We start from the raw sequence: 20,871 nt of genomic DNA, 5'->3' as shown, positions 1-20,871 counted from the left end.
CACCATGACTCGACGCACAAGCATCCGGCGTCAGACCGTCAAGCGTCAGCGCACCAACCCGCTGGACGCCGCCGGCATCACCTACATCGACTACAAGGACACCGATCTGTTGCGGAAGTTCATCTCCGACCGCGGCAAGATCCGCAGCCGTCGGGTGACCCGCGTGACGCGTCAGGAGCAGCGGCAGATAGCGCAGGCCATCAAGAACGCACGAGAGATGGCGCTCCTTCCCTATAGCTCCCGATAGGGCCATGGCCACCCGCCGGAGGCGGCAGAGTCACCGTGGCTTCTTGTCGTACCGGGTGGTCTCGGAGGCACCGGCACTTGCCGCTACGCCCTGTACCGGTAGCGGATCCGGCCGCGGGTGAGGTCGTAGGGGCTGAGTTCCACGAGCACTCGGTCGTAGGGGAGGATCTTGATGCGGTTCTTCCGGATCTTCCCGCTGATGTGGGCGAGCACCGTGTGCCCGTTCTGCAGCTCCACCTTGAAGGTGGCATTGCGCAGGCACTCGACGACGGTGCCTTCGGCTTCTACGCCCCCTGCTGTTTTTGTCATGGCTCTCACTTCTTTCGTTCTGCGGCGGTGTAATCGGCTTCGCTCGGTGCTGTGCGGCGGAGCGTCAGCGGCGGACGAGTTCCAGGGTGCTGGCCGTGCGCTGTGCCCCGATGCTCTCGAACAGGGCGGTGGCCGCCGCGTTGGACTCGTTCACCTCGGCCCATGCCGTAGCGGTCCCGGAGTGGTGCAGCGAACCCAGCGCGTCGGCCAGCAGCGCCCGGGCGATGCCGCGGCGGTGTCTGTCGGCCCGGACGGCGATCAGCCCGATCCGTGGCTGCCGGGTCAGCGGGGCCACTCGGACCAGTCCCACGTACTCGTTCACGTGCCTTGCCACCGCGTATTTCGACGGGTCGAGCACGGTGGTCCCCGCTGGGCGGGGCAGCACCTCGGCCGGCATCGTGCGCCATCCGACGGTGGCCTCGACCTCGTCGCGGATGATGCGGTCCAGGGCGCGCAGCGGGCCCTCCTCCGCCTCGCCGGCGGGCATGATCGTCACGCCGGACGGGGGCCGTACCGAGCCGAGCCCGGTGATCTGTGAGTCGGTCGGTACGAGATAGTCCCACTCGCGGCGTGCGGCGGCGAAGCCGGCCCGCTCCCAGGCGGACCTCGAGTCGTGGTCGGCCTCGGCGACGACGGTGTACAGCGGTGTCGGCAGGTCCTTCAGCATCGCGTCGGCGATGCGGTCGAAGACCGCGCTGTGCCACGCGTCGATGCTGATGAAGAGTCGCCCGTCGGGTCGGCGCGAAGCGTCGCCGCGGCCGACCGTCAGGTCGTCCTCCACGGCGTGCCACTGCGTTTCCGAGACCCGTGTGACCAGAACCGGATGGTTGTCCGTGCCCGGAGTGGAATGCGCGAAGTTCATAGGTGTTGCCTCTCAGGAGTGCCTTGTCTGAGGCGCTCCCGGGCGACACCTGCGTCAATCGCCCACCGTGACGACATGGGGGAGCACCCACATGGATACCGCCTTCATGGGTCTCACCTCCTCGCGTTCTCTCACGGCTGCCCGGACGCTATCAGCGGGGGCCGGTCGGCCCAACGCATTTTTCCGGAGCTCATGTTGTCCGTACCGGGCCGGGCGGCGCTGTGGCTGCGTTCACCGCCCGGCCCGGGGTCCTCAGGCACCCGCAACGAGTTCGGGACGCTCGTGGCCGCAGGTGTCGTCGATGCCGTAGGTGTCCCAGGTGGGGAACGGGTCCGTTGGTGGCGGGCTCTCGCCGTCGGCCATGAGGCAGTCGGTCAGTGCCCCGTGCAGTGGGTCCGCGTCGAGGTGCGTGCCGATGAAGACCAGTTCCTGACACTCGGGGTTGTCGGTGCCGCGTGCAGCGGAGGGCTCGAAGCGTGCGACGGAACCGGCCTGTGACCACAGGCCCGTCACGTGCGGGCGGCTGGCGAGGGTGAAGAAGCCCTTGGAGCGAAGGATCTGTCCGTATGCGCCGCTGTCGAACTCCTCGGTCACGAACCTCCACAACCGATGTGGATGGAACGGCAGTCCGGAGCGGAAGACGGTGGAGGAGATGCCGTACTCCTCGGTCTCGGGGACGTGGTCACCGTTGAGCTCCCGCAACCAGCCGGGGGCCTGTTGGGCGCGTTCCAGGTCGAACAGGGTGGTGCCCAGCACGTCGCTCACCTTCACGCAGCCGTGGACGGCCGGGACGACACGTGCGGCCGGGTTGAGTCGGGTGAGCGTCGCCCGCAGCCGGTCGGCCGACTCCTCGTCGACAAGGTCGAGTTTGTTGAGGACGATGACGTCGGCGAACTCGATCTGGTCCATCAGCAGGGCTGACGGTGCGTTCGTCGTCCTCGTACTGGTCCAGGCCGCGCTCGACGAGTTCGTCGCCGCTTGCCAGCTCGGGCAGGAAGTTCGCGGCGTCCACGACCGTGACCATGGTGTCCAGGCGGGCGATCTCGCCGAGGGTGGCGCCGTCGTCGCGGGCGAAGGCGAAGGTCGCGGCGACCGGCATGGGTTCGGAGATGCCGGACGACTCGATGAGCAGGTAGTCGAAGCGGCCCTCGCGGGCCAGCCGGTCGACCTCCTGAAGCAGGTCGTCGCGCAGGGTGCAGCAGATGCAGCCGTTGGTCATCTCGACCAGGCGTTCCTCGGTGCGCGACAGGGCCGCCTCGCCGCCGCGCACCAGGGCGGCGTCGATGTTGACCGGCGTCGGCGGCTCGTCCCAAAACCCGATAACTCTGGTCTCTCACGCGCCAAAAAAGTCGGCAGTTCCCCTCGGATTCGCGATGATGATGTATCAGAAGCTCATGTGGTACGTGAATCAGTATCGCGAGAATGCTGCGGCGAATAGCCCGGCGGGTAAGGCGAATGGGGATTATACCCTTGTCGTGGCACAGGTTGAGGTGGATGAGCCTCTGGGTGAGGATCCCGTCGGGATTCGATACCTGGTTTTCTCTAGCTCAGGAATAAAGAAGGATCTTGAGCAGCAGCTTGAAGATCTTGGTGTGGCAGTCGTCAAGTCCGAGCAAAAAGGTGTGCACGCCGAGCAAGTGGCGGCTGCCTATCGGGAGAATGAGGCGCTGCAAGAAGACGAACTGGGTGGAGAAATCACCAAGGTTCGCAGTGCGTACGTCACAACTCGTGTATGTGGTCCGAACTGTGCAAAGGCTCTCGGGAGGTTCATCGGTCTGGGGGAAGAGGAATCTGAGGCCTTGGAGAACACGAATGGAATGCTGCTCGGCAAGGTGGTGGACAAAGGATACCTGAACGCTGCGAGGAAGGCACTTGGGCTCAAGCCGGGACGAGGGGCCGCGATGCGGGTGGTTACTCAGTCCCTGGAGTCGATCGTTACTCCGCAGGCGTTGATCGAGGAAGGTGCCGAAGAAGGCGAGAAATGACGAGCCAAATCAGCGGCGAAGGAGGTGAACGTTCCATGGTAGAATTTCCCGGCTCGTGCCCGCAGAAAGGTTCACCCCTGTTGAAAGCTGTTGAGGTGTTGGCCATCGATACGGGACGGCCGAACGCGGTGCGTCCCATAATGGGTCCCGGTGTGGACGGGGCGGCTCTCCTTGTCTCGATAGCGGGAGCGGAGCCGGTGATCCGTGGTTGGGACCTTAGTACCGGTGCATCGTTGTGGTCCTCCATGGAAGAGCTTCCCGACTGCAACGACGCAGTGCTGGTGGGACTTCCGGATGGGCGACGCATTCTAGCCGTGTCAACGGAAGACGGCGTTGAACGCTGGGACGCGCTCACCGGGGATCCTCTGGACCTCCTGGATTCGTCGGATTGGACGATCTGGGGTATGAAGTCAGCATCTTTTCCGGATAATCGCACGGTACTTCTAGGTGCCGGGCAAAACCACGCTATCTATCGGTGGGACCTCGCAACTGGCGAACAGGTAGGTGCTCCTCTCCGCGGCCACAACACGTCCGTTCTGTCTGTAGAGTTCATTCGCCTCTCGACTACAGATTCCGTCATCGTGTCCGGAGACGATGCCGGTTACCTCAGACGATGGGATGCTGTGACCGGTGCCGCCATCGGCCTTCCGGTCGAAGGGCATTCGTCGGCGGTAAGGGCTATCTCTCATCTGGCTACGACTGGGGGGGGAAGGCTGTTCGCCTCGAGTGATGCGCACGGTGAGATTTCTCGCTGGGACGCGGTAACAGGTGAGCGGGTAGGGGAGCCATTGGCGACCACGTCTGACGTGCACCTCCTGGCCACCGCTTGTCCTAGTGGCACACCTTTGCTGTTGGCCGCGGGGGCGAGCGGAACTATTCGGACCTGGCATGCCTACACCGGTGAGCTGATAGACCTCTCGCTGTCCGGTGTATCGGTGGCCGCGCTTGATCAGCCCGATGGAACCACTCTTGTTGCGGCGGGGACAGCGCAGGGCGAAATCAAGGTCTATTCCGTGTCGGAGTGAGTACCGGCCCCGGCTGGGGCCGCACAGCAGCATAGAGGGCTGCGCTGACACACCAAGTCCCCCTGAGTCGATGGAACCAGCAGCTCGGTGCAGGCAGGCGTAGGAAATTCCGTCGCCGTCGACGTGCTGGGCCTGATCATCGGCGTGGTGGCCCTGGTGGCGAGCGAGCCGGGGCTGCACGTCGAGGTCAGAACTTTGCGAGGCGGATCTGGTACCAGTCGCTGTACATGAAGGTACAGACGCCTTCGTGGGTCGATCCGCAGTCGAAGCTGATCCAGGAGTCCTCTTCCGGTGAGTGGGCCATCGGGGTGCTGATCATGGGGGAGGAGCGGCAGCTGCCGCAGCCGGTGAGCACCACTTCCTTGCGTGACGTCTCCCTGCCAATACCCGGTCAGGAGTGGACGAGAGCCAACGCCTTGTCAGCTCGTTCAGTCAGGTTGAGTATCGGTTCGGCCGAAGTCATCCGGTAGCGATCGAGCCATGCTGCTGTACCGGGATCGATGGGACGGTTGTGCAGTGCCGTCCCGGGCGGAGGTCTGACTCGTGAGATCTATGACCGAAGTGTCCAGTCACGGACCTGTCGACTGCCGTTGCGGGATGCTGCCTGCCACCGAGCCACAGGGCGTGTCCCAATAGGGGCCTTGCCGAGTTCAGGCGCCATCACGGTTCAGACCGCCCGAGCAGGCCGGTGTCATCCACCCAGCACGTCACCACGCGGGAGGAGAACCACCATGACGACCAGACAGCGCAGCACCTCCTCGAGCACGGATCCGCCCGTTCGGCGCGAGGTCGTGCTGGGCGTGGACACGCACGGCGAGGTTCACGTCGCCGCCGTGATCTCCCCGCTCGGGAAGATCCTGGGGACCGCGTCCTTTCCGGCGACAGCGGCTGGCTACCGACAGTTGCTCGTGTGGGCCCGCAAGCGGGGTACGGTGCGCCGGGCCGGTGTGGAGGGCACGGGCACCTTCGGCGCGGGCCTGTCCCGCTACCTGCTGGCGCAGCAGGTCGAGGTATATGAGGTGAACCGGTCCGACCGGTCGGCCCGCCGGCTGCTGGGGAAGTCGGACCCGCTCGATGCGCAGGCCGCCGCGCGGGCCGTGCTCAGCGGTCGCGCCCGGGCCCGGGCCAAGTCCGGTGACGGTCCGGTGCACAGCGCCCGGATGTTGAAACTCGCCAAGGACTCCGCGGTCAAGGCCCGTACCCAGGCGATCAACCAGCTCAAGGCCGTCCTCGTCATCGCCGACCCCGCCCTGCGGGAACGGCTGTCCAGCCTGGGCAACCGCGAGCTGTTCCGCACCTGCGCGCGCCTCGGCCTACCCGGCGGTGGGGGAGACGAGGACGCAGTGACCCAGGCCACCCACTTGACGTTGCGCATGCTCGCCGAGCGCATCGAACAGCTCACCGGGCAGATCAATGAGCTGAACCAACGCCTGACCCGGCTCGTCGAACGTCACGCCCCGCAGCTGCTCGTACCGGTGGGCATCGGCCCGGACAGCGCAGTCACCTTGCTGATCACCATGGGGGATAACCCCGAGCGACTGGGCACCGAGGCGTCCTTTGCTGCCCTTTGCGGAGTCAGCCCCGTCGAGTATTCGTCGGGCCGTCGGAGCACGCGCCGGCTCAACTACGGCGGCGACCGGCAGGCCAACGCCGCCCTGCACCGCATCGTCTTCACCCGCCTGCGCCACGACCCGCGCACCAGGCGTACTACGAACGCCGCACCCAGGAGGGCAAGACCCGGCGTGAGATCATCCGATGCCTCAAGCGGTATGCCGCCCGCGAGGTCTTCAACCTGGTCAGACCGGTTTGCCGCGCCCCCGCGTTATAGGGGCGTCTGTGACAGGCCGGTGATAGGGCCAGGCCGCGCCGGGGAGCATTCTGGCGCGGCCTCTGTCCGGAGCCACTGGACGAAGCCCCACCGGATCACTCCGGTGGGGCTTCGTCTAGAACTCGACTGCGCTTGCGCGCATGACGCGCTCGGCTCCTCATGCAGTTCGTGTTCCCACGATGCGCTCGAGGACGCTGGATTTGCGATCCGGCTGGTCGTTTCCCTCAGGTCGAGCATCACGTCGGGGCCGGATCGCGGCGCTCACGGCGGGATAGAGCGTGGTCAGCTCGAAGCAGATCTGGAGGGTGTGCCCCGTCACGGTAGCCGGGAGCGGGATGTCGGGATGCTCGTCATCTGCTGACACGACGTCACTCCCTGGGCGGCAGGGTGCAGCGCGATGCGCTCGCCGGGGTGTTCTTCCAGGGCTCGCAGGCGCAGTTCCTAGACCGTCACAGGGTGGTGACCTCGGCCAGGGCCGGACGGCGTCCGGCTTGCTGACCTGCACCCGCAGCAGGGGTCTGCTGCCCCGCCCGGCGCTCCGCTCGTACGGCTCGATGCGTGGCTCGGCAGCTCCCCCGTGGAGTGGGGCCGTTCTTCAAGGGGAACGCCTGCTCCAGGCCGACCCGCTGCCAGCACCTGTACGCAGGGGCGACCGGTATCAGCGGCGCGAGGCTATGCCATGTGTTAGTCTCACGCGTTTGCGTGGTCGTCGCGGTGGGCGATGCTGCCTGCTCCGCTCGGCTTGTGCGTGGGCTGTTCAAACCTGCCGGGCCTTCCTCGGTACGCTCCCTTGCGGAAGGCTGTTCATGAAGCATCCCAATGACTCCGGCATCGCTCACGGCAGTCCCGCCCAGTCTGGGGCAACGGCTCCGGCGCCGCCCCCGGCCGTCACCTTCGCCGGTCTGGAACTGCCGACGGAGCTGCTGCGGACACTGAGCGAACTCGGGGTGCGCGAACCCTTTCCGATCCAGGCCGCCACACTGCCCGATGCCCTGGAGGGACGCGACATCCTGGGACGCGGGCGCACCGGATCAGGCAAGACGCTCGCCTTCGGCCTGCCGCTGCTGACACGGACGGCCGGGCGGCGCGCGGAACCGAAGCAGCCCCTTGCTCTGATCCTGGTGCCCACCCGGGAGCTGGCCCAACAGGTCACCCAGGCGCTGGCGCCGTACGCCGAGGCACTGCGACTACGGATCGCCACGGTCGTCGGCGGAACGCCGATCGGCCGGCAGGTCGCCGCGCTGCGCCAGGGAGCCGAGGTGGTCGTCGCCACCCCCGGACGCCTGCACGACCTGATCGAGCGCAACGCCTGCCGCCTGGGACGGGTGAGAATCACCGTGCTGGACGAGGCCGACCAGATGGGCGACATGGGATTCCTGCCGCAGGTCGTCGACCTGCTCGACCAGGTACACCCCGACGGCCAGCGGATGCTGTTCTCGGCCACTCTGGACCGGGACGTCGATCAGTTGGTCCGCCGATACCTCCACGACCCCGTCGTCCACTCGGTCGACCCGTCCGCGGGCACAGTCACGACGATGGAGCACCACGTCCTGGTCGTCCACGGCCCCGACCGCTACGCGGTCACCACGGAGATCGCCGCCCGCGACGGCCGCGTACTGCTGTTCCTCGACACCAAGCACGCCGTCGACCAGCTCACCCGGCATCTGCGGGCCAGCGGGGTGCACGCCGGGGCCCTGCACAGCGGCAAGTCCCAGCCACAGCGCACGCGGACCCTGACGCAGTTCAAGAACGGCCACATCACGGTTCTGGTGGCGACCAACGTAGCGGCCCGTGGCCTGCACGTCGACGACCTCGATCTCGTGGTCAACGTCGACCCGCCCACCGACCCCAAGGACTATGTGCACCGGGCGGGCCGCACCGCCCGCGCCGGTGAGTCCGGCAGCGTGGTCACGCTCGTGCTGGCGGGCCAGCGCCGTGAGACGAGCCGCATGATGGCCGGGGCCGGCATCGAGCCGACCGTCACCAAGGTGCGCTCGGGCGAGGCGGAGCTGAGCCGGATCACCGGCGCCAAGACTCCCTCCGGGCTCCCGCTCGACGGCGGGCCCGCCGTCCCCCGGCCCAAGAACACCAACGCTCCCTTCCGCGGCCTCGGCACCAGCAAGGGCACCTCCCACGGCGCCGGCGGCAAGTCCCGAAAGGCCGGCGAGGCCCGCAAGCTCGCCGAGGCCCGCAGGGCCGCCCTCGTGCGTCGCAACGGCTGAAGCCGTTGCCCTGGCAGCCTGGCCACGGGTTCGACAACCCTCGGCCCGGCCCGAAGCCGTCATGCGCGCCTCACCTACGAAGTCAGCGCCTTTGGCCGCGAGAGGGATACCCGCCGAAACGGAGCAGGATGACGTTGCCGGCGCCTCGCACTGCGCCCAGCATGACAAGCTGTGCTTGCCCACCCCCGAACCCAGGAGATCACCATGACCGCAGAGCCCGTATCTACGGAAGGTTCGGAGCCGGCTGTCCCCGAGACGTCCCCTCTGGGGCCGGACAGCGACGGCAACTACGACCTCAAGCGCAAGTTCCGCGAAGCCCTGGCGCGCAAGCGTGGTGCGCAGGCGGACGCCGCTGATATTGCCGCCAAGTCCGATGCGTCGAAGGTGCGTTCGGCGCACGGCCCGGCTGCGAGCCAGCGGTCGTTCAGGCGCAAGAGCGGCGGCTGAGTCGGTGAGTCCCGCGATCCAACCGCTGCACCGGCACTCGCGCTATCCACTCGCGTGTCCCGTGCAGTGGCCCGCGACGTGCGCATGCCCGTGTGCGCGTTGCGGGCGGGGCGTAGCCGGCGGACTCGCCTGGGGCAATGGTCCAGATGCGGTTGGTTCGGGTCGGTGGCGCCGCCGAACTGGAATTCCGGGATGAGCACTGCCCTGTCCGAGGGTACGCGGCCGGTGCTGCGCGCCTTGCGTGCCCCTGTACCGCTGTGAAAAACGACTGCGGCTGTCGTCAGTTCCTCGCCGTCCGGGCCCGAGGCTCGTACGGCGGGCCACGGCACCGTCTCTTCCACGAAGGCACGACTGAAGACCAGCTGTACCGCCTGCTTCAGAATGCGTCCCGCTGGCGAGGGTCGTCGAGGGTCAGGTACTGATCCGTCAGCAGCCGTTTCCCCGTGCTCACGGCGTTGCCGCACCAGGATGCTGCTGTTTCCACCGAGCTGATCGACGGTCTGGTCCTTGCTGGTCTTCGATAGGGCCGCTTCCGTGCGTGCGCCGCAGACGGGCCGTGACGCTTGCCGGAGCCACCCTGATCTCCACGCCCGCCCGCACCATCTTTTGGGGGAGCAGCCCTTACGCTGGGCGCGCCACCAAAACTTCCCGAAACGTTGCGCTCCGGCTGGGTCAAAATCTGTGCCCGCGAGCTGAGGTTTCAACGGGGCAGGCAGACAGATTCTCTACCGCATTACGTGGGGTGGGATGCTTCACCGTACACAGGCCGCTTCGGCGTGCTACTGTCGATCTCAGTTGCAGTTGTGGTTCCCAAAACTTCAAGTGCCCTCCGGTCGGCGCTTGTGCCACTGGAAGCACTTTTGTTGTCCGGTCTTTTCCCGGCGGGGTGATCATCGCGGCGACACGGGGTCCGTGCAGTGCGGATCCCGATGCACTGCCCCAAAGGAGAAATGATATGGCTGCTGGTACTGTGAAGTGGTTCAACGCGGAAAAGGGCTTCGGCTTCATCGAGCAGGACGGTGGCGGCGCTGATGTGTTCGCCCACTACTCGAACATCGCCGCCCAGGGCTTCCGTGAGCTGGTCGAGGGCCAGAAGGTGACCTTCGACATCGCGCAGGGCCAGAAGGGCCCCACGGCGGAGAACATCGTTCTCGCCTGACCTGATTGTCGCGTAGTTGTAGCTGGGGCCCGCGTCCTTCGGGGTGCGGGCCCCAGCTACTCGCATTTTCCGCAGTGGTTTCGCCTGCGGACGACAACCAGGAAACCCGTAGGCTCACCGCATACGGGGCATCCTTCAGGGGTGCACGCATCCCTTCATAGCTTCATCGCGACGGACGCCCGAACATTGCGTCCGCTTCGCGCCACTCATTCCAGTTCCTGTGCCCGCACGGATTTTCCGTCGGTCAGATTCGCTTTCGCATTCCACCGGTCCATTCTTGCGATTCTCCGTGCTGCTCATTGCTGGGGGAATTCCTTGATATGTGCCGCATCGAGGAAGGTTCCGCATGAACCGCACACGCACGAACGACCGCTTCAACCGCACCCGTAACGGCAGTGCCGAATTCGGAAGGGGCGGCAGCCGATTCGGTTCGGCGGCCAGGAGCCGCTCCGGCGGGCCGGGCCGTTCCGGTGGTTACGGCCGCCGGCCCGCCGCGGTCCAGGGGGAGTTCGCGCTGCCCGAGACGATCACTCCCGCGCTCCCCGCCGTAAAGGGCTTCGCCGATCTCGACATGCCCGGGGCGCTGCTGGGCGCGCTCAGCTCGCAAGGCGTGACCGTACCCTTCCCGATCCAGGCCGCGACCCTGCCGAATTCACTCGCCGGCCGCGACGTACTGGGCCGTGGCCGCACCGGCTCCGGCAAGACCCTCGCCTTCGGGCTGGCACTGCTGGCCCGTACGGCCGGGCAGCGCGCCGAGGCCAGGCAGCCGCTGGGGCTGATCCTCGTACCCACGCGTGAGCTGGCGCAGCAGGTCACCGACGCGCTCGCCCCGTACGCCCGCTCCGTGAGGCTGCGGCTGGCCACGGTGGTGGGCGGAATGCCGATCGGCCGACAGGCGAGCGCGCTGCGCGCCGGCGCCGAGATCGTCGTCGCCACGCCGGGACGCCTCAAAGACCTCATCGACCGTGGCGACTGCCGGCTGAACCAGGTTTCCATCACCGTCCTCGACGAGGCCGACCAGATGGCCGACATGGGCTTCATGCCGCAGGTCACCGCCCTCCTCGACCAGGTCCGCCCCGAAGGCCAGCGCATGCTGTTCTCCGCCACTCTCGACCGCAACGTCGACCTGCTCGTGCGCCGCTACCTCAGCGACCCCGTCGTGCACTCCGTCGACCCCTCGGCCGGCGCGGTCACGACGATGGAGCACCACGTGCTCCACATTCATGGAGCCGACAAGCACACGGCAACCACCCAGATCGCCGCACGCGACGGCCGCGTGATCATGTTCCTCGACACCAAGCACGCCGTCGACGGCCTCACCGAACACCTCCTGAACAGCGGGGTACGGGCCGCCGCCCTGCACGGCGGGAAGTCACAGCCACAGCGCACCCGCACACTGGCACAGTTCAAGACCGGACACGTCAACGTGCTGGTAGCGACCAACGTCGCGGCGCGCGGCATCCACGTCGACAACCTCGACCTCGTCGTCAACGTCGACCCGCCGACCGACCACAAGGACTACCTCCACCGCGGTGGCCGTACCGCCCGCGCCGGCGAGTCCGGCAGCGTCGTCACCCTGGTCACCCCCAACCAGCGCCGCGGCATGACCCGCCTCATGGCAGCGGCCGGCATCGTGCCGCAGACCACCCAGGTCCGCGTCGGCGAAGAGGCCCTGCACCGCATCACCGGCGCCCAGGCCCCCTCCGGCATCCCGGTCGTCATCACCGCACCGGTGGTCGAACGCCCCAAGAAGCGCGGCGCCACCTCACGCGGCCGACGCCGCCCCGTCTCGGCGGCCCGCCGCGCGCCCGTACGGCAGTCCACCGCCGGTGCGGCGGCATAGAACCCGCTGTCAGGAAGCCCGCCCGACTTCACAGGAGGCACCCTTTGACGCTGGACCAGACGCAGTTCCGCTCAACACGTACCAACGCCGTGCACACCGCGGCCGATCCCGCGGACGCGGCCGGACCGCAGGTCTGGGAGGACATGACCGTGGAGGTGGCACTGTCCGTGATGGCCGCCGCCCGTACAGGTCAGCTGGTCGTCTGCGACGAGGACGGTACGTGCACCGGCCTGGTCACCCGGGACCGGCTCACGGCCGTTCGTGACGGTTCCGGATACACGGACCGGATCCGCCTGCGTGACATCGCCGACGTCATCGGGCCCTTCGCCCCACTGCTGACCACTGGGGCCGAAGCCGAGCGTGCGATGTGCTGCCGCCGGCTCGGGGCCGCGCCCGTGGCCGACGGACACGGCAACGCTCTGAGCGCCCTCGCCCTTTCCCGCTGAGCCGCCCTCACCCCACGCGGCCCCGTCTTCTCTCTCCCTGGAGGCATCATGCGCTGTGTCATCGCCCGCTTCCCGTTCGACCTGACCAAGAGCGGCGTGGTGGAATCGATGAAGGGCGTGAGACCCGAGCCGGTCACCGGTGAGTTCGTCATCATCGGACGACGCCACTACCCCGCCAAGCAGGTCGGCCAGGTCGTCACCCGCCAGGACCGGCGTGATTTCAGCACCGGCGAAGTCCTCAGGGCCATGACCCGACTCGGCTTCACCTGCCGCACCCGCCCTACCACCGCATCTGCGCCCCTGGCCGGCCCGTACGGGCCGGCTTCCGCAACGCTCGGCGCTCCCCCTGTCCGCCTGACGTACGGACAGGTGTGAGCCGAACCGAGCAGTGAGGCCCCACCGGCGTGGGCGAATTCAGGGGGCGTAGCAACACTGAGGTGAGTTGATCAAACGGTGAGCACTTAGGACAGACGCTCGGCTGGGGTCTCCCAACGCGGTTCGCGGGCGCCCGCGCGGCACTGGGCTGCGTGCGGACGGTAGGACCAGCCGCCGCCTGACATGAGCGCGTGGTTGCGGCGGATCTGCCGGCTTACGGTGGAGGGGCTGCGGCCAGCTCGGCCGCGATGGCCCGGACGGACGGCTTCTCCCGGAGCCGGTCAGCGATGTGGATGCGGTCGGCCTCGGTGAGGTAGCGCGACGGGCCGACGGGTTCCTCAGGGCGAGCCGGGGGTTCGGGTCCTTGCCAGGGCAGGCCCCCGTGTCCACGACGGGCGGGGCTGCCCTGTACCTCGCGGATGCCTGCCGGCCGTAGAGCCGACGCTTGCCGGTGCGGCGGTTGATGCCGATGATCCGGCAGGCTTCCGTGTTCCCTATTCCAAGATCCACGAGCCGAAGGTGTTCCTCCCGCTCAGGGTCCGACCTCCTGGGCCCCTGAGGCCGCAGATCCTTCCAGGTAGCGAAGTCCATCGCACCCCTTGCACCGGGGTGTTGCGACGACCACTAGAACGGAAGTGGGTCGGTGAGTCAGTGGTCGGAGTAGCTGAAGTCGCCCACGGTCCAGGCACTGACGTCCTCGATCGCGACGCGGTACATCCCGCCTGTCTCCGGGATCCCCACCGTACCCTGCAGAATCCGGGCGACGTGGAAATGTAGATGCCTGGGCGGTTCGTCCTTCCTCGCGGGGGTGTCGAAGACGGCGGAGAACTCGCCCAGGTCGGCGGAGCCCGTCAGCACCTCAGACACCCTCTGCCTCCACATGGCTTCCGGAGCCAGCCGACCGGTGATGACAGCACCACTGGTGACCACGGTCAGGGACATCTGATTGCTCTGCCCGGACTCCACAAGGGCAGCTATCGCAACGAGCAGTTCGTCAAGCTTCGGCATGGGGTCGGATTCTATGCACCGGCCCGCCCGGGCGGCTCGGACGATGGCGCAACCGGGCGAGACGGGCGCCTACGGCTCCCCTGATGCCGCACGACAGGCCGGGGTGCGCATGTGCGGCGGCTGCGAGCCAGGGGCGTGCTTCGAGGCGTTGGTCTGCTGCCGTTCGGCTGCCGCAGGTCTTCGACGAACGCTTGTGCGGTATCGCGTGCGCTTCAGCAGGAGACCTCATCGTCGAGCCGCAGCAAATCTATGCTCGCTGGAGTAGATATTCGCTGTCTCAGTGATTATGGTTTCTTTCGTAGCCGAGATCGAGCAAGGCCCGGCAGACACGAACTGCCGGGCAGCAGTGCACGTATGACGGTGCGGTGGTGGAGTTCCGAAGCCAGGTTGTTGTACGACGGTGACGGGACTGACGACCGGACCGGGTGGCCCGAAGTGATGAGGGGCCGCCATGAGCAGGACCGCAGTTGACGCGGTTGCAGCACCAGGGGTACGCAGTCCCTGTTTGCAAGTGATTGGTTCCGAGGGAAGGACGGAGGAGTCGAGCACCATCAGGATCGCCCGGGCGGAAGACGCGAGCCCGGGTACCGCAGGACATCGATAGGTAGGTGGTCTCCGGTCACGCATCCGCGATCCCCGCACCCCCGTCGGAGTATCAGGCGGCTGGGCGGAAACAGAAGGCCGGCGCAGCACTAGGGCCGGCAGATGGTGTTGCAGTTCCTTCGGGGCCTTGGTGCCAAGCGGCACCAAGGCCCCTCCACGCGTTCCAGATGAGAGCAGACGAGTCGCTAAGCCGTCTCGACGACGACTACCCCGCCTACACGATGGGCCGGGCCGCCGAGTTGCTCGGTACCACTCCCGGCCTTCTCCGCGGCATCGGCGAAGCGCGGCTGATCACACCACTGCGCTCCGAGGGCGGACGCCGCCGCTACTCCCGCTACCGACTGCGCATCGCGGCCCGCGCGCGTGAGCTCGTCGACCAGGGCACCCCGATCGAAGCCGCATGCCGGATCATCATCCTCGAAGACCAGCTCGAAGAAGCCCGGCGCATCAACGCCGAATACCGCCGCACCGGCGGATCGTCCAGTCCATCGGCCACAGCCTGAGGTGAGCGGGCCCGCCGACACCGGCGGGCTGGCACACCCGCGCGTGGCAGGGCTGTGGCGCGCAGAGATGGTGCTCGTGTCCGAACGGTTCCACCGTCAGTAGACGGCGAGGGAGATGGCGATGTAGTGCGCGGTGAAGGCCGCCACGGTCAAGGCGTGGAACACCTCGTGGAAGCCGAACCAGCGGGGCGAGGGGTCGGGGCGTTGGACGGCGTAGACCACCGCGCCCGCGCTGTAGAGGAGACCGCCGGTCACTGTCAGGGTGACCACGGCCGCACCGCCGGTGTGCAGGAAGTCGGGCAGGTAACGCACCGGTGCCCATCCCAGGGCCAGGTAGCAGGGGGTGTACAGCCAGCGGGAAGCGTTGACCCACAGCACGCGGAAGGCGATACCGGTAAGCGCACCCGTCCATACGATCCACAGCAGCAGGTTTCGCCGGTCGGGAGGGAGGAGGAGCACGGCCAGAGGGGTGCTGGTCCCGGCGGTGATCAGGAAGATGTTGGCGTGATCGAGGCGACGCAGGACGGCCTCGCCCATCGGCCCCCAGGTACCGAGGTGGTAGACGGCGCTCGTCCCGAACAGCAGCCAGGCGGTGACGGAGTACACGGTGCAGGCCAGGGCCGCCTGCTGGGTCCGAGCCAGGCAGACGAGGACGATGCCGGCGCTCACCGAGGCGGGGACCATCGCGGCATGGAGCCAGCCACGCAGCTTCGGCTTGACCGGCTCGACCAGGTCGGCCGCCCACTCGACCAGGTCGGCAACCGGGTGAAACTCCTCCCCGGCATTGCCATGATGTGATCCGCCGGAGAGACCGGCTGCGGCGTCCCCAGACACAACTTCCCGTCCTGTCCCGTTCTTCTGGGCGTCATCGGCAACCATCCGATCATGCTAAGAGCCTGCCCGTCGCGGCGTCCGTCGACGTCGGTCTCGCCACCAACTGGGCCTGCGGTGGCCGCCACAGGGAGTCACGTCGGGCGAGGGGCCGGTGGTGCGGATGCGTGCCATGCCGTTTCGGGGGTATTCGTGCGTCTCAACCCGGGTTGCTCAGAATGAGGGTGGCGATGTGGGCCCAGTGGTGCACGAAAGCGAGGACCAGCCGCTGGCCCGCCGCCCGATACTGTCGGCCCTCGCCTTCGAGGGCAGCGAACCGATCGCCGAGGCCCGCAGCGCGGCCCGCCGCTTCCTGACCGACGTACAGGCAGTACACGGCATCCTGGTCTCCGACCGCGCGATGGGCACCGTGCAACTGGCCGTCAGCGAGCTGGTCACCAACGCCTACAAGTACGCGCCCGGCCCCTGCCTGCTGGACCTGGAGGTCAGCGCAGGCGCCGTCCAGATCAGCGTCTGGGACACCGACCCGACACTGCCCGCGGCCTGCCCCGCAGACCCGGGCCGGGTCGGGCAGTACGGCCTGGAGATCATCATGGCCGTGTGCCAGAGCTTCGAGGTGCGCCGCGAGCCGGTGGGCAAGCGGGTCAGGGCCGCCATCGTGCTGGCCGACGACCCCGGCGGAGATCCGGCCGGCCGCCTTCTGTGACCGTCCCTGGGCGCCGGAACCTGGCGCAGGTGTCTACCGGCCCTCCAGGTAGTCGCACCTTCGAGCCGGTCATCCCCGTCATCGAGAAGACCCTGGCCACCGCGGCCGAGGAAGGCGTCGGGGACGCGCGCCAACTCGAACAGCTCCTCGCCCGCGCCGTGGCGAACTGGGCGTTCCGCGCCCACCGCCGCAAGCCCCTCATCATCCCCGTCATCATCGACGCCTGAGCCACACCCGGGCAGGCGTCCGGGGGCGGACGCCGATGTGCACGAGGTGAAACCCGGCGACGAGTCGGTCCTGATGTCCAGCCTCATCACCGGCCCACCGGGTCAGGCCGGGCGGCCCGGTGGCGAGCGCTGCGCCGGGCATCCCGCAGCACCTCCAGCAGCTGACCTGCCGCCCGAGCAGCAACATGACGGCCACGGGCGTCAGAAACGCGGACAGCCCGGTGTACCGGCCAAAGGAGGAGAGAACCGTCAGACATGACGCTCATTTGACGCTCCGGCCGCCTCACAGCCCGCGCCCAAGGCAGGAAAGCCCCATGTGACCTGCAGATTCTCCTCCCGTCCACACACCTTGCGACGTGTTTCCGATGACGTCGCACGTGGAGTGCGCGGCGATTCTGGAGCCTGCGGACAAGGGCGCCTGACCTCGGGTTCGTGAGCCAGGCGGTTGTAACAATCAGGCGGCGACGAGCTCCTGCTCACGGTCCGGCGTCTTGACCTCGGGCTTCTTGTTCGGCAGCGAGAGCCGGAAGACCTTGCGCCACGCGGAGAACACCTGCTTGGGCAGCGGTCCGGTGACGTACTCCAGCTCGTACTTCTCGAACAGCGCGCGCACCTTCACAGCGACCTCGGCGTACCGGTTGCTGGGCAGGTCCGGGAACAGGTGGTGCTCGATCTGGTGCGACAGGTTGCCGGTCATGAAGTGCATGGCCCTGCTGCCGCTGATGTTCGCCGAGCCCATCATCTGGCGCAGGTACCACTGGCCGCGCGTCTCGCCCTTGATCGACCGGCGCTCGAAGACCTGCACGCCCTCGGGGAAGTGCCCGCACATGATCACGGAGTGGGACCAGATGTTGCGGACCAGGTTCGCGGTGAACGTGGCGGCGAGCGTGGGGAGGAACGACGGGCCCGACAGCAGCGGGTGGATCACGTAGTCCTTGAGCACCTGCTTGCGGATCTTGCGGCCCACCGCCTTGGCCCGCGCGCGGAACTCCGGGGTCTTGCGGCGGCGCTTGTTCAGGTTCTTGCCGAGCTCCAGGTCGTAAGCTGCGATGCCGTACTCGAAGAAGCAGGCGTTGATGAAGTTCCACAGCGGCTGGCCGAGGTGGAACGGGTGCCACTCCTGGTCCTCGTCGACGCGCATGATGCCGTAGCCGAGGTCGTTGTCCTTGCCGATCACGTTGGTGTACGTGTGGTGCAGCTCGTTGTGCGAGTGCTTCCACTGGTCGGCCGGCGAGACGTGATCCCATTCCCAGGTGGTGGAGTGGATCTTCGGGTCCCGCATCCAGTCCCACTGGCCGTGCAGGATGTTGTGGCCGATCTCCATGTTGTCCATGATCTTCGCCACGGACAGACCGGCGGTGCCGAGCAGCCACGCCGGCGGGAAGATCGAGAACAGCAGCACGCCCCTGCTGACCAGCTCGAGCTTGCGCTGCGCGGAGATGACCCTACGGATGTAGGCGGCGTCTTTCTCACCGCGTCCGGCGATCACTTCGTCGCGGATCGCGTCCAGCTCGTGGCCGAGCTCCTCGATCTGCTCCGCCGTCAGATGGGCGGTGGGGTCGATGGCGGTCAAGGTGCTCCTACCGTTCGATGTCGCAAGGGCCCGCCGCGGCGGACACACAGGTCTGGATGAGGACGCCCGGCTCGGCCTCCGTGATCTCGCCGGTACGCAGGTCTCGGACGGCGCCCGCCTTGAGCGGCGTGACGCAGCCGAAGCAGATGCCCATGCGGCACCCGGACGGCATGAGCACGCCGGCCTCCTCGCCGACGTCCAGCAACGGCGTGGCGCCGTCCGCGTCGACGGTCTTGCCGGTGGCGCTGAACGTAACCTCGCCGCCGCCGCCGCCGCCGCCGTCGCCGTCGCCGGCGACGACGATGCCGGGGCGGAAGCGTTCGGTGTGCAGGCGCTCTTGGACGCCGTGCTCTCTCCAGTGCTCTTCGGCGGCGTCGAGCAGGCCCGCGGGCCCGCAAGCCCAGGTCTCGCGCTCGGCCCAGTCGGGCACGAGTTCGTCGAGACGGGCGATGTCGAGCATGCCGGCTGTGACGGTGTGCACCTCGGTGAGCCGCAGCTTCTTGTCCGCGACCAGGTCGTGCAGTTCGTTGCGGAAGATCACGTCCTGCGGCCGTGGCGCGCAGTGGACCATGACGACGTCGTCGAACTCGGTGTCGCGCAGCATGCCCATCACGGGTGTGATGCCGCTGCCGGCCGTCAGGTAGAGCACCTTGGCGGGCGTGGCCTGCGGCAGCACGAAGTCACCGGTCGCCTGGTCGAGTTGGATCAGCGTGCCCGGTTTCGCCCTGCGGACCAGGTGGTTGCTGACCTTGCCGTCCGGGATCGCCTTCACAGTGATCGTGACGCGGCCGTCCTGGCGTTTTGCCGGCGAGGTGATGGAGTAGGCACGCCACAGGCGCACCCCGTCGACGTCGACCCCGATCCGCACGTACTGACCGGCCCTGTGGCCGCGCCAGCCCCGACCCGGTCTGATCACGATGGTCGCGGCGTCACCCGTCTCAGGGTGCACGGCCTCGATGCGCCCCCGCAGATCGGCGCCCGCACGCAGTGGGCTGACCAGGTCGAGGTAGTCCGACGGCAGCAGCGGCGTCGTGACCATCTCCAGCAGTTTCCACGCCCTGCTGCGGAGGGTTGCACTCGTCATGACTCCAGCTTGCTGCGCCTCAGGGCGTAAAGTCCTGACCGCAGGACGTGAATCTGGTCGGTTGAATTGTTCGCAGGGAACAAGGACGTGAGCCATGCAATCCGGAGGGCCAGCGAACTGGCCCTGGATGAGACGACGGTCACCGCACTTCGGGCCGCGCTGAAGACCACCGCCGACGAGGTCGTCCAGGCGATCATCGACGAGGTCCCTTCCTACGCCAACGCTCTTTCGGGCAGCATGGGCGGCACCATCCGCCGAGCCGTCCGCACCGCGCTGGGGCACTACCTGGACCTCGCGAGTGGGAATGCCACAGGCGGCGACGCCGGTGACGCGGCCTACGAGCTGGGCCGCGGCGAGGTGCGCGACGGCCGTTCGATGGACGCCCTGCTCAGCGCCTACCGCGTCGGCGCCCGCGTGGCCTGGCGATGCCTGGCAGCGGGCGCCGTGTCCGCAGGTCTGCCCGCCGCCGAGGTCGCCAAGTTCGCCGAGCTGACCTTCGCCTACATCGACGAGCTCTCCGCCGCGAGCGCCGCGGGCCACGCCGACGAACTGGCCGCCCGGGGCAGGGCCCACGAGCGCCACCTGGAACACCTGGCCCGCGACCTCCTCGCCGGCGCGAGCCCGGACGTGCTGCTGGCCTCTGCTCAACGGGCCGGATGGCAGCCTCCGGATTCGCTGACGGCGGTCCTGCTGCCCGCCGCCCAGGCCCGGCCTGCCTACCGCGCGCTCGACCCGAGCACCCTCGTCCTCGACGATCTGCCGGACGCCACCGGTGTGCTGCTCGTCCCCGATGCCGACCGATCACATCTCCTGCGGCAGCTGACCGACCGCACCGCTGTGGTCGGCCCGACCCGGCCATGGACCCGTGCGTCCGCCTCGTACGCACGAGCCCTACGCGCGCGCTCCCTCTCCTCTGATATCCGCGACACCGAGGACCACCTGCCCGAGCTGGTGCTGAGCGCCGACGTGGACGCGTTCGCAGACCTGCGTGCCCGAGCCCTCGCACCGTTGCACACCTTGCCCCTGGCGACCGCCCGGCGGCTGGAGGAGACGTTGCGGGCGTGGCTGCTGCACCAGGGCAGGCGGGACGAGGTGGCGGCGGCGTTGTTCGTCCATCCCCAGACAGTCCGGTACCGGATGTCGCAGCTGCGGGAGCTGTTTCCGGACCTCGCATCGCCACACCGAGTCCTTGAACTGACGCTGGCGGTCGGTCTTCGGGCCAGTTGACGCGTACTTCGACCGTCGTCCATGAACTCCCGGCGGATCCCGGCATCGTGCTCGGTGTCTACCTGGACGTCCTTGCAGCCGGGGCGGTTCTGGTGAGCGACGCGATCAAGGTGCAGCAGGTCGGCTGACAGGGAGCGTTCCACCACGAGTCGCCCACCTGCCGATCCGTCAGGCCCGCGTCTCGCACGACCAGCCACACCCGGTCGCGACTGAGCGGGAGTTGGCCGAGGAGGATGCCGGTCGCGTCGAGCAGGGTGTTGGCGAAGGCTGGAGCGACCGGGTTGAAAGGGCGGACTGTCGGCCGTGACGCCCGTTTGACTCCCTGGGCACCCACATGCATGGCGATGGGCCAGGAAATAGAA

General features: G+C 67.8%; 21 protein-coding genes and 2 pseudogenes. 15 read left to right on the top strand and 8 right to left on the bottom strand.

What is annotated here, in order from left to right; genetic code table 11:
- Positions 1-4: 4 nt before the first annotated feature.
- Positions 5-247 (top strand): 30S ribosomal protein S18, encoded by a 243-nt coding sequence (gene rpsR / locus C3492_RS42330; protein WP_103817902.1) that lies wholly within the window; start codon positions 5-7, stop codon positions 245-247.
- A gap of 83 nt (positions 248-330) precedes the next feature.
- Here the strand turns inward: rpsR and infA are convergent, their stop codons facing one another.
- The 3 genes and pseudogenes from infA to C3492_RS42315 all read right to left on the bottom strand — a co-directional run bounded on the left by infA (position 331) and on the right by C3492_RS42315 (position 2,738).
- Positions 331-555: a translation initiation factor IF-1 gene (infA, locus tag C3492_RS42325; RefSeq protein WP_103817901.1), complete on the bottom strand. Its 225-nt coding sequence runs from the start codon at positions 553-555 to the stop codon at positions 331-333.
- A 64-nt stretch (positions 556-619) separates the two neighbouring features.
- The gene (locus tag C3492_RS42320) at positions 620-1,417 is read right to left on the bottom strand and encodes an N-acetyltransferase (protein ID WP_103817900.1); all 798 of its coding nucleotides are present in this window, start codon (positions 1,415-1,417) and stop codon (positions 620-622) included.
- Between the two features lie 252 nt (positions 1,418-1,669).
- Positions 1,670-2,738, bottom strand: a pseudogene (locus C3492_RS42315) (GTP-binding protein).
- Between C3492_RS42315 and C3492_RS44390 the strand changes: the two are divergent.
- Positions 2,701-3,402, top strand: a complete 702-nt coding sequence (locus C3492_RS44390) for a hypothetical protein (RefSeq protein WP_146075802.1) — start codon at positions 2,701-2,703, stop codon at positions 3,400-3,402. The pseudogene C3492_RS42315 and the gene C3492_RS44390 sit on opposite strands and share 38 nt — an antisense overlap.
- Positions 3,399-4,427, top strand: coding sequence for a WD40 repeat domain-containing protein (locus C3492_RS44385; protein ID WP_146075801.1), 1,029 nt, complete (start codon positions 3,399-3,401; stop codon positions 4,425-4,427). Before C3492_RS44390 ends, C3492_RS44385 begins: the two co-directional genes overlap by 4 nt.
- 187 nt (positions 4,428-4,614) lie before the next feature.
- Here the strand turns inward: C3492_RS44385 and C3492_RS46510 are convergent, their stop codons facing one another.
- A complete protein-coding gene (locus C3492_RS46510) occupies positions 4,615-4,746 on the bottom strand; it encodes a hypothetical protein (RefSeq protein WP_258056221.1) in 132 nt (43 codons plus the stop codon).
- Positions 4,747-5,158: 412 nt separating this feature from the next.
- On the opposite strand from C3492_RS46510, the gene C3492_RS42310 reads away from it, so the two are divergent.
- From C3492_RS42310 to C3492_RS42275, 7 genes are all read left to right on the top strand, one after another.
- Entirely contained in the window at positions 5,159-6,616 is a 1,458-nt protein-coding gene (locus C3492_RS42310; protein ID WP_308461189.1) for an IS110 family transposase, read from the top strand.
- A 445-nt stretch (positions 6,617-7,061) separates the two neighbouring features.
- Positions 7,062-8,477: a DEAD/DEAH box helicase gene (locus tag C3492_RS42300; protein WP_103817899.1), complete on the top strand. Its 1,416-nt coding sequence runs from the start codon at positions 7,062-7,064 to the stop codon at positions 8,475-8,477.
- A gap of 204 nt (positions 8,478-8,681) precedes the next feature.
- Positions 8,682-8,924 carry a DUF5302 domain-containing protein gene (locus C3492_RS42295; protein WP_103817913.1) on the top strand — a complete coding sequence of 81 codons (243 nt, stop codon included), beginning with the start codon at positions 8,682-8,684 and terminating at the stop codon, positions 8,922-8,924.
- 955 nt (positions 8,925-9,879) lie between these two features.
- Complete coding sequence (locus C3492_RS42290; protein ID WP_103817898.1) at positions 9,880-10,083, top strand: cold-shock protein; 204 nt, start codon at positions 9,880-9,882, stop codon at positions 10,081-10,083.
- A 346-nt stretch (positions 10,084-10,429) separates the two neighbouring features.
- Positions 10,430-11,926 carry a DEAD/DEAH box helicase gene (locus C3492_RS42285; RefSeq protein WP_103817897.1) on the top strand — a complete coding sequence of 499 codons (1,497 nt, stop codon included), beginning with the start codon at positions 10,430-10,432 and terminating at the stop codon, positions 11,924-11,926.
- A gap of 44 nt (positions 11,927-11,970) precedes the next feature.
- Positions 11,971-12,372 (top strand): CBS domain-containing protein, encoded by a 402-nt coding sequence (locus tag C3492_RS42280; RefSeq protein WP_103817896.1) that lies wholly within the window; start codon positions 11,971-11,973, stop codon positions 12,370-12,372.
- A 48-nt stretch (positions 12,373-12,420) separates the two neighbouring features.
- Positions 12,421-12,747, top strand: a complete 327-nt coding sequence (locus C3492_RS42275) for an SCO5918 family protein (RefSeq protein WP_103817895.1) — start codon at positions 12,421-12,423, stop codon at positions 12,745-12,747.
- 648 nt (positions 12,748-13,395) lie between these two features.
- Here the strand turns inward: C3492_RS42275 and C3492_RS42265 are convergent.
- Positions 13,396-13,755, bottom strand: coding sequence for a hypothetical protein (locus tag C3492_RS42265; RefSeq protein ID WP_103817894.1), 360 nt, complete (start codon positions 13,753-13,755; stop codon positions 13,396-13,398).
- Between the two features lie 770 nt (positions 13,756-14,525).
- On the opposite strand from C3492_RS42265, the gene C3492_RS42260 reads away from it, so the two are divergent.
- Positions 14,526-14,861 (top strand): MerR family transcriptional regulator, encoded by a 336-nt coding sequence (locus C3492_RS42260; protein ID WP_103817893.1) that lies wholly within the window; start codon positions 14,526-14,528, stop codon positions 14,859-14,861.
- 96 nt (positions 14,862-14,957) lie between these two features.
- Here the strand turns inward: C3492_RS42260 and C3492_RS42255 are convergent, their stop codons facing one another.
- A complete protein-coding gene (locus tag C3492_RS42255) occupies positions 14,958-15,740 on the bottom strand; it encodes a hemolysin III family protein (RefSeq protein ID WP_103817892.1) in 783 nt (260 codons plus the stop codon).
- 196 nt (positions 15,741-15,936) lie between these two features.
- Here C3492_RS42255 and C3492_RS42250 point away from each other — a divergent pair, with 196 nt between their 5' ends.
- Both C3492_RS42250 and C3492_RS42245 read left to right on the top strand, forming a co-directional pair.
- Entirely contained in the window at positions 15,937-16,398 is a 462-nt protein-coding gene (locus C3492_RS42250; protein WP_103817911.1) for an ATP-binding protein, read from the top strand.
- 56 nt (positions 16,399-16,454) lie between these two features.
- Positions 16,455-16,625 (top strand): annotated as a pseudogene (locus C3492_RS42245) (RNase J family beta-CASP ribonuclease); the annotation flags it as partial.
- Positions 16,626-17,079: 454 nt separating this feature from the next.
- Here C3492_RS42245 and C3492_RS42240 read toward each other — a convergent pair.
- Positions 17,080-18,198 (bottom strand): acyl-CoA desaturase, encoded by a 1,119-nt coding sequence (locus C3492_RS42240; RefSeq protein ID WP_103817891.1) that lies wholly within the window; start codon positions 18,196-18,198, stop codon positions 17,080-17,082.
- A 7-nt stretch (positions 18,199-18,205) separates the two neighbouring features.
- Positions 18,206-19,282 carry a ferredoxin reductase gene (locus tag C3492_RS42235; protein WP_103817890.1) on the bottom strand — a complete coding sequence of 359 codons (1,077 nt, stop codon included), beginning with the start codon at positions 19,280-19,282 and terminating at the stop codon, positions 18,206-18,208.
- Between the two features lie 87 nt (positions 19,283-19,369).
- Between C3492_RS42235 and C3492_RS42230 the strand changes: the two genes are divergently transcribed.
- Both C3492_RS42230 and C3492_RS46505 read left to right on the top strand, forming a co-directional pair.
- Positions 19,370-20,509, top strand: a complete 1,140-nt coding sequence (locus tag C3492_RS42230; RefSeq protein ID WP_103817889.1) for a CdaR family transcriptional regulator — start codon at positions 19,370-19,372, stop codon at positions 20,507-20,509.
- Positions 20,506-20,637: a hypothetical protein gene (locus C3492_RS46505; protein ID WP_258056226.1), complete on the top strand. Its 132-nt coding sequence runs from the start codon at positions 20,506-20,508 to the stop codon at positions 20,635-20,637. The genes C3492_RS42230 and C3492_RS46505 overlap by 4 nt, the downstream gene beginning before the upstream one ends.
- Positions 20,638-20,871: the final 234 nt, after the last annotated feature.

The organism is Streptomyces sp. Ru62 (assembly GCF_002920615.1).
Lineage (GTDB): Bacteria > Actinomycetota > Actinomycetes > Streptomycetales > Streptomycetaceae > Streptomyces.
This window is presented reverse-complemented; position numbering and strand designations above follow the sequence as displayed.

Excerpts from the sequence above, each read along its gene's own strand:
- rpsR (WP_103817902.1), top strand. The coding sequence starts at position 5 with ATGACTCGACGCACAAGCATCCGGCGTCAGACCGTCAAGCGTCAGCGC.
- infA (WP_103817901.1), bottom strand. The coding sequence starts at position 555 with ATGACAAAAACAGCAGGGGGCGTAGAAGCCGAAGGCACCGTCGTCGAG.
- C3492_RS42320 (WP_103817900.1), bottom strand. The coding sequence starts at position 1,417 with ATGAACTTCGCGCATTCCACTCCGGGCACGGACAACCATCCGGTTCTG.
- C3492_RS44390 (WP_146075802.1), top strand. The coding sequence starts at position 2,701 with ATGTTGACCGGCGTCGGCGGCTCGTCCCAAAACCCGATAACTCTGGTC.
- C3492_RS44385 (WP_146075801.1), top strand. The coding sequence starts at position 3,399 with ATGACGAGCCAAATCAGCGGCGAAGGAGGTGAACGTTCCATGGTAGAA.
- C3492_RS46510 (WP_258056221.1), bottom strand. The coding sequence starts at position 4,746 with ATGATCAGCACCCCGATGGCCCACTCACCGGAAGAGGACTCCTGGATC.
- C3492_RS42310 (WP_308461189.1), top strand. The coding sequence starts at position 5,159 with ATGACGACCAGACAGCGCAGCACCTCCTCGAGCACGGATCCGCCCGTT.
- C3492_RS42300 (WP_103817899.1), top strand. The coding sequence starts at position 7,062 with ATGAAGCATCCCAATGACTCCGGCATCGCTCACGGCAGTCCCGCCCAG.
- C3492_RS42295 (WP_103817913.1), top strand. The coding sequence starts at position 8,682 with ATGACCGCAGAGCCCGTATCTACGGAAGGTTCGGAGCCGGCTGTCCCC.
- C3492_RS42290 (WP_103817898.1), top strand. The coding sequence starts at position 9,880 with ATGGCTGCTGGTACTGTGAAGTGGTTCAACGCGGAAAAGGGCTTCGGC.
- C3492_RS42285 (WP_103817897.1), top strand. The coding sequence starts at position 10,430 with ATGAACCGCACACGCACGAACGACCGCTTCAACCGCACCCGTAACGGC.
- C3492_RS42275 (WP_103817895.1), top strand. The coding sequence starts at position 12,421 with ATGCGCTGTGTCATCGCCCGCTTCCCGTTCGACCTGACCAAGAGCGGC.
- C3492_RS42265 (WP_103817894.1), bottom strand. The coding sequence starts at position 13,755 with ATGCCGAAGCTTGACGAACTGCTCGTTGCGATAGCTGCCCTTGTGGAG.
- C3492_RS42260 (WP_103817893.1), top strand. The coding sequence starts at position 14,526 with ATGAGAGCAGACGAGTCGCTAAGCCGTCTCGACGACGACTACCCCGCC.
- C3492_RS42255 (WP_103817892.1), bottom strand. The coding sequence starts at position 15,740 with ATGGTTGCCGATGACGCCCAGAAGAACGGGACAGGACGGGAAGTTGTG.
- C3492_RS42235 (WP_103817890.1), bottom strand. The coding sequence starts at position 19,282 with ATGACGAGTGCAACCCTCCGCAGCAGGGCGTGGAAACTGCTGGAGATG.